The organism is Micromonospora sp. NPDC005413 (assembly GCF_040606435.1).
GTDB lineage: Bacteria > Actinomycetota > Actinomycetes > Mycobacteriales > Micromonosporaceae > Micromonospora.
The window spans coordinates 1-9,178 of the sequence record NZ_JBEXEV010000069.1 but is presented as its reverse complement, the minus strand read 5'-3'; the positions used below and the strand labels follow the sequence as shown (position 1 = coordinate 9,178).

At 72.7% G+C, this 9,178-nt stretch carries 11 protein-coding genes; 6 read left to right on the top strand and 5 right to left on the bottom strand.

Annotated elements, in window-relative coordinates:
* Nucleotides 1-235: 235 nt before the first annotated feature.
* The 3 genes from ABZS37_RS32465 to ABZS37_RS32455 form a co-directional block, all read right to left on the bottom strand.
* Entirely contained in the window at nt 236-1,969 is a 1,734-nt protein-coding gene (locus tag ABZS37_RS32465; RefSeq protein WP_355175386.1) for a DEAD/DEAH box helicase, read from the bottom strand.
* Between the two features lie 178 nt (nt 1,970-2,147).
* Nucleotides 2,148-2,810, bottom strand: coding sequence for a trimeric intracellular cation channel family protein (locus ABZS37_RS32460; protein WP_355175384.1), 663 nt, complete (start codon nt 2,808-2,810; stop codon nt 2,148-2,150).
* Between the two features lie 40 nt (nt 2,811-2,850).
* A complete protein-coding gene (locus ABZS37_RS32455; protein WP_088946800.1) occupies nt 2,851-3,069 on the bottom strand; it encodes a DUF3039 domain-containing protein in 219 nt (72 codons plus the stop codon).
* Between the two features lie 90 nt (nt 3,070-3,159).
* Between ABZS37_RS32455 and ABZS37_RS32450 the strand changes: the two genes are divergently transcribed.
* Entirely contained in the window at nt 3,160-4,095 is a 936-nt protein-coding gene (locus ABZS37_RS32450) for a pseudouridine-5'-phosphate glycosidase (RefSeq protein ID WP_355175382.1), read from the top strand.
* A complete protein-coding gene (locus ABZS37_RS32445; RefSeq protein ID WP_355175380.1) occupies nt 4,092-4,991 on the top strand; it encodes a PfkB family carbohydrate kinase in 900 nt (299 codons plus the stop codon). Before ABZS37_RS32450 ends, ABZS37_RS32445 begins: the two co-directional genes overlap by 4 nt.
* A gap of 27 nt (nt 4,992-5,018) precedes the next feature.
* Here ABZS37_RS32445 and ABZS37_RS32440 read toward each other — a convergent pair whose 3' ends face one another.
* The gene (locus tag ABZS37_RS32440; protein ID WP_355175378.1) at nt 5,019-5,378 is read right to left on the bottom strand and encodes a DUF3099 domain-containing protein; all 360 of its coding nucleotides are present in this window, start codon (nt 5,376-5,378) and stop codon (nt 5,019-5,021) included.
* Between the two features lie 103 nt (nt 5,379-5,481).
* Between ABZS37_RS32440 and ABZS37_RS32435 the strand changes: the two genes are divergently transcribed.
* Together ABZS37_RS32435 and ABZS37_RS32430 are read left to right on the top strand one after the other, a co-directional pair.
* Nucleotides 5,482-5,769, top strand: a complete 288-nt coding sequence (locus tag ABZS37_RS32435; protein ID WP_088946797.1) for a hypothetical protein — start codon at nt 5,482-5,484, stop codon at nt 5,767-5,769.
* Nucleotides 5,770-5,782: 13 nt separating this feature from the next.
* On the top strand, nt 5,783-6,094 hold the full coding sequence (locus ABZS37_RS32430) for a hypothetical protein (protein WP_355175388.1): 312 nt from the start codon (nt 5,783-5,785) through the stop codon (nt 6,092-6,094).
* 9 nt (nt 6,095-6,103) lie between these two features.
* Here the strand turns inward: ABZS37_RS32430 and ABZS37_RS32425 are convergent, their stop codons facing one another.
* The gene (locus ABZS37_RS32425; RefSeq protein WP_355175376.1) at nt 6,104-6,685 is read right to left on the bottom strand and encodes an HhH-GPD-type base excision DNA repair protein; all 582 of its coding nucleotides are present in this window, start codon (nt 6,683-6,685) and stop codon (nt 6,104-6,106) included.
* Nucleotides 6,686-6,788: 103 nt separating this feature from the next.
* On the opposite strand from ABZS37_RS32425, the gene ABZS37_RS32420 reads away from it, so the two are divergent.
* Nucleotides 6,789-8,273 (top strand): methyltransferase, encoded by a 1,485-nt coding sequence (locus tag ABZS37_RS32420; protein ID WP_355175374.1) that lies wholly within the window; start codon nt 6,789-6,791, stop codon nt 8,271-8,273.
* A gap of 189 nt (nt 8,274-8,462) precedes the next feature.
* The gene (gene dtd / locus ABZS37_RS32415) at nt 8,463-8,885 is read left to right on the top strand and encodes a D-aminoacyl-tRNA deacylase (RefSeq protein WP_355175372.1); all 423 of its coding nucleotides are present in this window, start codon (nt 8,463-8,465) and stop codon (nt 8,883-8,885) included.
* Nucleotides 8,886-9,178 lie beyond the last annotated feature (293 nt).

Sequence of the window (9,178 nt, the reverse complement as noted above, 5' to 3'; positions counted from 1 at the left end):
GCGCCCCCACGGCCCCGCGCGCGCCCCCCGCCCCGCGCCTTGCCTCACACCCCGCCCACGCCCACCGCCCACTGCCACGCCCACGGCCACGCCCACGCCCACGCCCACGCCCACGCCCACGCCCAAGATCGTGCTCGATCCAGGATGTAGTGGCCTGGAATCGGCCAGGAGGCCACTACATCCTGGTTGTGGCGTGATCATGGGGTGCCCGACCGGCCGAGACCGGTGGGCGGCGTCAGAGGGTCTGCACGGTGGCGATGCGTTCCTCGAGCTGTTCGATGGTGGCCTGGGCGCTCGGAGGGCCGCCACAGAGTCGGCGCAACTCGGCATGGATCTTGCCGTGTGGCTGATTGGTGCGGTGGTGCCGGGCGGCCACCAGAGCGTTCAGTTGGCGCCGGAGCGCCACACGACGCTGAGCGGCGCTCATGGGTGCGGGCGGCGCCGCAATGGCCGCAGCGGCCGGCTGAGCGGCCCGCTCGGCGGTGCGGCGGCGCTGGGCGGCGATCTGATCGGCCTGCCGCTTGGTCAGCAGCAGGGAAACCTGGTCGGCGGTGAGCAGGCCGGGCAGGCCGAGGTACTCCTCTTCCTCGGGGGTGCCGGCCTGAGCCCCGGTGCCGAACGACGCCCCGTCGAAGATCACCTGATCCAGCTCGGCGGTGGCCGAGAGCGCGGCGAACCGCTTCTCCAACTCCCCGCTGGCCTGGTCGTCGCGCTGCGCCCGTTCCAGCAGGTCGTCGTCCAGACCGTCGGATTCCTTGGGTTTGCCGAGCACGTGGTCGCGCTCGTTCTCCATCTCGCTGGCCAGCCCGAGCAGGTGCGGCACGCTGGGCAGGAAGACCGACGCGGTCTCCCCGGGCCGACGGGCCCGGACGAACCGGCCGATCGCCTGGGCGAAGTAGAGCGGTGTGCTGGCGCTGGTGGCGTAGACCCCGACCGCGAGTCGCGGGATGTCGACCCCCTCGGACACCATCCGAACGGCGACGAGCCACCGCTGGTCGGACGCCCCGAACGTCGCGATCCGGGCGGACGCGCCCAGGTCGTCGGAGAGCACCACGGCGGCCTTCTCGCCGCTCACCTGCTCGATCAGCTTGGCGTACGAGCGGGCGGTCTGTTGGTCGGTGGCGATGATCAGACCACCGGCGTCGGCCATACCCGCGTTCCGCAGCACGGTGAGTCGGGCGTCGGCGGCCCGCAACACCTGCGGCATCCAGTCTCCGGCCGGGTCCAGGGCGGTACGCCACGCCTGCGCCACCAGGTCCTGGGTCATCGGTTCGCCGAGGCGGGCGGCCAACTCCTCCCCCGCGTTGGTCCGCCAGCGGGTCTCCCCGGAGTACGCCAGGAAGATCACCGGCCGGACCACCCCGTCGCGCAGCGCGTCGGAGTAGCCGTACACCGAGTCGGCGCGGGAGCGCAGCAGCCCGTCTCCGCCCCGCTCGTAGCTGACGAACGGGATCGGGTTGTCGTCGGAGCGGAACGGCGTCCCGGTGAGCATCAGCCGGCGTACGGCGGGCTCGAAGGCGGCCTTGACCCCGTCGCCCCAGGACCGGGAGTCGCCGGCGTGGTGGATCTCGTCGAGGATGACCAGGGTCCGTCGCGTCATGGTGCGCCGCCGGTGCACCTGCGGGGCCATCCCCACCTGGGCGTAGGTGACCACCGCACCGTGGAAGTCGGCCGCGGAGTGCACGTCGGCGTTGCGGAACGCGGAGTCGAGCTGGATGCCCACCCGGGCTGCGGCGTCCGCCCACTGGTTCTTCAGATGCTCGGTCGGGGCGACCACGGTGACCGCCTCGACCGTGCCGTCACCGAGCAGTTCGGCGGCGATCCGCAGGGCGAAGGTCGTCTTGCCGGCGCCTGGCGTGGCGACCGCGGTGAAGTCCTCGGTGCGCCTGCGCAGGTACTCCACCAGCGCCTTGCGCTGCCAGGCGCGTAGTGCCGGGAACGTCTCGAGCACCGGCGTCCGGGCTGCCACGCGAAGCTCCTCTCCGACCGCACGACGGCGGATCCGGGGCGAGGGCCACGAAACCGCCGCCCATGAAAACGCCTCCGCGCAGAAGCTGCCGCGAAGGCCGACTCAGCATAACCAGCGCGGGCCCCACGGCCCAGGCGACGCCACGCTGGTCACATCCACCACCCCGGCCCGGGCGGCCTCACCACTCCCGGTCGGTGCGCGGATCCGCCCCACCGGTACGCGGCGGGCGCAGCGTCGCCACCGGGGCGGACCAGCGCCGACGCAGCGCGATCAGGCGCAGCCCGAAGACCAGAACGGCGGCGGCGGTGAGCGGCGCGGGCCCGGTCCGCCCGGTGACGTACAGCAGCACCACCATGACCGAGCCGGCCAGCGCGGCCAGCGCGTAGATCTCCCGACGCAGCACGACAGGAATCTCGGCGGTGAGCAGATCTCGGCCGAGGCCGCCACCGATCGCGGTGAGCATGCCGATCAGGCAGGCACCGACCGCCGGCACCCGCGCGTCGAGCGCCTTGAGCGTGCCGGTCACGGTGAACAGTGCCAGGCCGGCCGCGTCCAGCACCAGAACGGTGGTGCGCAGTCGGGCCAGTTGCGGGTGCAGCCAGAAGACGGCGAGCGCGGTGATCGCGGCGGTGGCCGCGTACCGCCAGTCGGCGAAGGCCAGGGGCGGCACCTCGTCGATGACCAGGTCCCGCAAGATCCCACCGCCGAGTGCGGCCACAAAGCCGACGAACGCGACGCCGAACAGGTCCAGCCGCTTGGCGACCGCCGCCGTCGCCCCGGATGCGGCGAACACCGCAACCCCGGTCAGGTCGGCGAGGAGCAGGGCGGTGGAGGTGGTCACCGCCGCAGGCTACGTCGCCGGCCGGGACGCCAGCCGAGGATCACTCGCGGTACGAGTCGTAGATCTCCTTGCACTTGGGGCAGACCGGCGAACCCGGCTTGGCAGCCTTGGTGACCGGGAAAGTCTCGCCGCAGAGCGCGACGACGTAGGTGCCCATGACGGCACTCTCGGCGATCTTCTCCTTGCGGACGTAGTGGAACATCTCAGGACCGGTGTCGGCGTCCTTCAGCTCCGGACGCTCGAGAACCTCTGTGCTCACGTCTGCACCTCCAACACTCAAGTTTGGCAGGTCATCACAGCCGGGTCCACTTGAGGCCCGCCGGAGCCCGACCCCGTACCGTTGCCCAATGTGACTGAATTTCGCATTCGCTACGGCACTGAGGTGGCCGACGCCCTGCGCGACGGCCAGCCCGTCGTCGCCCTGGAGAGCACCATCGTCTCGCACGGCCTGCCCCGGCCGGACAACCTTAGGGTGGCCCGGGAGATTGAGCAGGCGGTTCGGGACGCCGGGGCGGTCCCGGCGACGATCGGCATGATCCGCGGCGAGCTGGTGGTCGGCCTGGACGACGGGCAGCTGACCCGGCTTGCCACCGTCGACGGCGTGGCCAAGCTCTCCGTCCGCGACCTGGCGGTGGCTGCGGCGGCCGGCGCGGACGGGGCCACCACCGTGGCCGCGACCAGCGCGGCGGCCGCCGCGGCCGGGATCGGGGTGTTCGCCACCGGCGGACTGGGCGGGGTGCACCGGGAGGCCGCGCACACCTTCGACGAGTCGGCGGACCTGATCACCCTGGCCCGGACCCCGATCGCGGTGGTCTGCGCCGGGGTCAAGTCGATCCTCGACGTGGGCGCGACGCTGGAGCGGCTGGAAACCCTCGGGGTCGCCGTGGTCGGCTACCGCACCCGCCGGTTCCCCGGCTTCTACCTCACCGACGGCGGCTTCGACCTGGACTGGTCGATGGACACGCCGGAGCAGGTCGCCGCCGTGCTGGCCGCCCGTGACCAGCAGGCCGTACACGCCGGTGGCCTGATCGTCGCCAACCCGTTGCCGGTCGACGAGCAGCTCGACCCGGAGCTGCACGACCGGACCCTCGCCGAGGGCCTGGCCCGGCTGGACCGGGACGGGGTGACCGGCAAGGCCGTGACCCCGTACCTGCTGGCGCACTTCCACTCGGCCACCGAGGGCGCGAGCCTGGCGGTGAACGTCCGGATCATCCTGCGCAACGCCGACCTGGCCGCTCGGATCGCGGTGGCCGCGGCCGCCCGCTCCACCGCCGTCGCGGCATGACCCAACCGGCCCGGGTGGTCGTCGTCGGGGACGTGATCACCGATGTGGTCGCCGTGCTGTCCGGGCCGCTCGCGGCCGGCTCGGACACCGCGGCCGAGATCAGCCTCGGTGGCGGCGGGCAGGCGGCCAACACCGCCGCCTGGGTCGCCGCGCAGGGGGTGGGCGTCACGCTCGTCGCCGCGGTCGGCGATGACGACGCGGGGCGGGACCGGATAGCCGAGCTTGAGCGGGCAGGCGTCGACTGCGCGGTCGACCTGGTCGAGGGCGTCCCGACCGGCACGGTGATCGTGCTGGCCACCGACGGCGAGCGCACGATGGTCAGCCAGCGGGGCGCGAACCTGCGGCTGAGCGCCGCGCACGTCGAGCGGGCCCTCGCGGCGGTGCCCGACGCTGGGCATCTGCACCTGTCCGCGTACACCCTGTTGGACGTCGGGTCGCGCGGCGCGGGGCTGCGGGCGTTGGCCGCCGCCCGCGAGCGCGGGCTCACCACCAGCGTCGACGCGGCCTCCGCGGCGCCGCTGCGGCGGGTGGGCGCGGCGGCGTTCCTGGGTTGGGTACGCGACGTCGACCTGCTGCTGGTCAACGCGGACGAGGCCACGGTGCTGGCCGGCGGCCTGGACCCGGCGGCGCAGGGGCGGGCGCTGTCGGCGACCGCCCGGCGGGTGGTGGTCAAGGGCGGCGCGGCCGGCGCGGTCTGGGTGGACCGCACGGCCGCGGTCAGCGTGGCCCCGGCCCGGCGGGTGACTGTGGTGGACGTCACCGGTGCGGGCGATGCCTTCGCGGCCGGTCTGCTCACCGCCTGGCTCGCCGGTGCCACCCCGACGGCGGCGCTGAATCGCGCCACCGATCTGGGCGGGCTGGCGGTCTCCACGATCGGCGCACGGCCTCAGCCGTGACCTGTCGAACCCTGGCCCGCTCGCGGGTCAGGGTTCGGCGTCGATGACCTTGTGCGGGCGCTCGTCGGCGGTGAGGCTCATCGGCGGGGTGTCGTCCAGCTGGCGCGGATGGAACCGGTTGGCCAGCCGGTGCTTCTCCTTGGGCGGCCGGTCGTTGGCCAGCAGCACGGCCAGCCACGGGATGAGCACCATGCCGAGGGCGCACAGCGGCAGCCAGAGCCAGAGCAGCGGTGCATTCACGCCGACCAGGATCGCGCCGGCGATGATGCACACCACCCGGATGCCCATCATCAGGACATAACGGCGCTGGCGGCTGTTGAGCTGATCGTCCTGGCTGCGCGAGGCGTCGGTGATCAGAATCGGCTGGTACGCCTGATGCTTCACCATGGACCTCCTCAAGGGATTACGCCTCATCCTGTCACCGCACGGCCGTGATCAGCGAACTTCGAGTCATCCCGTTTCGTGTTACGTGCGTGGTACGCTCGCCGACGTGGGCAGCAGGTTCAGCTTCACCGACGAGGCGTTGGCCAACCTGAGGGTCTACGACGTCACGCCCGGGGAAGTCTGGGAGGCGCTGCACAGCGCCCGACGGGTCATCCGCCATCTGGGCGACGACGTGATGGTGGTCTACGCCGCCGCCCGTCGGGGCCGCCGACTGGCGGTGCTGCTCGCCGAGGCCGATGGCACCGACAACGACTGGGACATCCTCTCCGCTCGCGAACTGAGCGACGCCGAGTCCAAGCGCTACGACGAGGCTGTGCGGAGATCTCGCCGATGAGGAGGCCGTGACGATGCACCGTAACGACGCGACCAAGCAGTTCCACAGCGGCGACGACCGGATCGCCGAGCTGATCGATGAGAGCCCGGCGGTGGATCTCCCCACCCCCGACACCGACGTGCCGATGGTGAGCCGATCAGTCCGGCTGCCGCTGGAGACCTACGACCGGGTGCGAGCCGCCGCCGACGCCCGCGGCATCGGGGTCACCACGCTGATGCGCCAGTGGATCGAGGCCGGCCTGGCCGACCTGGACGACTCCGCGACCGTCTCGCTCGCCGACGTCCGGCGCGCGTTGGCCTCGCTGGCGCACCCCACCGCCGCCTGAGCGACCGGGTCAGCCGTCGGCGGTCTTCGCCTTGGCTGCCGCCTTCATCTGCTGCTTGTACTCGCGCACCCGACGCAGCGAATCGGCATCGGTGACGTCGGCCACCGACCGGTACGCGCCCGGGTCGCCGTACCCGCCGGCGGCCTTCCGCCAGTCCTGCGGGGTCACCCCGAACCGCTTGCCCAACAGGGCCACGAAGATCTGCGCCTTCTGCGTGCCGAAGCCGGGCAGCTCGGAAACCCGGCGCAGCAGCTCCGGCCCGTCAGCCACATCCGACCAGAGCAGCGCCGCATCACTGCCGTAGCGCGCCACCAGGACCTGGCAGACCTCCTGCACCCGGGCCGCCATCGCCTTCGGAAACCGGTGCAGCGCGGGCGGCTGGGCGAAGAGCGCGACCAGTGCCTCCGGGTCGTACCCGGCCAGCTCCGCCGCGTTCAGCTCATGGCCGAGCCGCTGCGCCAGCACGTACGGCGAGGAGAACGCCTTCTCCATCGGCACCTGCTGGTCGAGAACCATGCCGAGGAGCAGGGCCAGCGGGCTGCGCTCCAGCAGCCGGTTGGCCTCCGGGTCGATGGGCAGTACAAGCGTCATGCGGACATCCTGCCTGGCGCGCCGACCCCGGGAGACACCGACGCTCCGACGTCTTCGGGCGGGTGGTGCCGCCCCGGGACGCAACGGGGGGCAGGATGACGGCGTGGACGAACACGACATGCTGCTCTCCCCCGCCGGCGTCGACGCGCTGCGGGCCGCGCTGACCCGGAGCGGGTTCACCAGCAACGGCATCGCCGAGAGGCTGGGCTCGCAGGCCACGACCGCGGTCGCCCGCAACGACTACCGGGCCGCGCTGCGCGCTACCGAGGACGGCGACCCGCTCGGCACCCTGATCCGGGTGTTCATCTGCGACCAGACCGAGCCGGAGGCGGTGGTGGCCGCCGCGCTGGCGCCGCTGAGCGTGGAGGAGGCGCTGGCCGGTGGGCTGGTCGAGCGGTACGGCGACGGCCTGCGCGCCGGCGTCGACCTTGAGCCGTACGGCGACGACTGGTGGGTGCTCGCCGACGTGCCGGCCAGCGCCCGGCCGGGCCGACCGTTGCACGCCGAGCACGTCCTCGGCATCGGCGGGGCCACCCAGACCCTGATCGGCGCGACCATGCGCCGGCCGGTCGACACCGCCCTGGACCTGGGCACCGGCTCCGGCATCCAGGCCCTCCACCTGGCCACCCACGCCGCCGCCGTGACCGCCACCGACCTCTCGGAGCGGGCACTGCGCTTCGCCGCGACCACCGCCGCCCTCAACGGCCAGGACTGGGAGCTGCTGCGCGGCGACATGGTCGCGCCGGTGGCCGGCCGGCGGTTCGACCTGGTGGTGAGCAACCCGCCGTTCGTGGTCGGCCCGGGCACCACCACGCACGTCTACCGCGACTCTGGCAGGGTCGGTGACGCGATCGGCGCCGAGCTGGCAGCCGCCGCGCCCGGCCTGCTCACCGAGGGCGGCACCATGCAGTACCTGGCGAACTGGGTGCACGTCGCCGGTGAGCAGTGGGACGAGCGGGTGGCCGGCTGGTTCTCCGGGACCGGCCTGGACGCCTGGGTGATCCAGCGCGAGGTGGCCGACCCGATGGCGTACGTCAACCTGTGGCTCACCGACGTCGGCGAGACCGCCGACCCACAGCGGATGGCCGCCTGGCTGGACTGGTTCGACGCGCACAAGGTGGAAGGCATCGGCTTCGGCATCGTGTCGCTGCGCCAGGGTGGGCACGCCGACCCGGTGGTCCGGGTGGAGGATCTGCGCCAGCGGGTGCGGCCGCCACTGGGCGACCAGGTCGCCGCCTGGTTCGACCGCCAGGACTTCCTTCGGGTACGCGACACCGAGGCGCTGCTCGCCGAGCGCTACCGGGCTGCCGAGGGCCTCCAGCTGCAGCAGGAGGCCACCATGGGTGACGAGGGCTGGGCGGTGGACCGGCAGGTCCTCGCGATGCCGCACGGCCTGCGCTGGACCGAGGAGATCGACCCGCTGGTGCTGGCACTGGTCGGTGGCGCCGACGGCCGGCTGCCGTTACGCGATCAGCTCGCCCTCCTCGCCGCGGCGCACGACGTCGAGCCCGACGAGATGGCAGAAGCCGCGGGCCCGATCGTGGCGCACCTGGTGGAGCGTGGCTTCATCGAGCCGGTGACCGCCTGATGCGCGCGACAGGCGCGGCCGGCACGCTGGGGCTTGTGCTGATGCGGGCGGCAGGCACGGCCGGCACGTCGTTGGGTCTGTGCTGATGCGGGCGGCAGGCACGCGGGCGGTGGGTGGCAGGCGCGGCCCGCACGTCGGTGGTCCGCTGATGCGCGGGACAGGCGCGGCCGGCACGTCGTTGGTCCGCTGATGCGCGCGGTGGTGCAGACCGTCGGGCGGGGCAGCGTGACCGTGGACGGCGAGGTGGTCGGCGCGATCGAGGACGGCCTGCTGGTGCTGCTCGGGGTGACCCACACCGACACCGCGGAGACCGCCCGGACGATGGCCCGCAAGGTGCACGAGCTGCGCATCCTGGACGACGAGCGGTCCGCCGCCGACACCGGCGCGCCGGTCCTGGTGGTCAGCCAGTTCACCCTCTACGGCGACGCCCGCAAGGGCCGCCGTCCGAGCTGGACCGCAGCCGCCCCAGCCGAGGTCGCCGAACCACTGGTGACGGCGGTCGTCGAGGCCTTGCGCGAACGCGGCGCACCGGTGGAGACCGGCCGCTTCCGCGCCCACATGCTGGTCGAGAGCACCAACGTAGGTCCCCGCACCCTCCTCCTAGACCTCTAACCCAACCCCCACCCCGGCCCCCTCCCCCACCCCAACCCCGGCCCCCTCTCCCCGGCCCCCTCTCCCCGGCCCCCTCTCCCCGGCCCCCTCTCCCCGTTGATCATGAAGTTATTGCCCGCCGCAGCGGCGTGTCGGGGCAATAACTTCATGATCGCGCGGGAGAGCGGTCGGGGCCGGGGTGATCAAGAGGTTTGCGTCAGAATTTGCCCTCGATCTGACGCAAACCTCTTGATCACCGCAGCCGTCTTAGCCAGCCGTACGGACGCCATCGGATTACTGGTGCCGGTTCTACC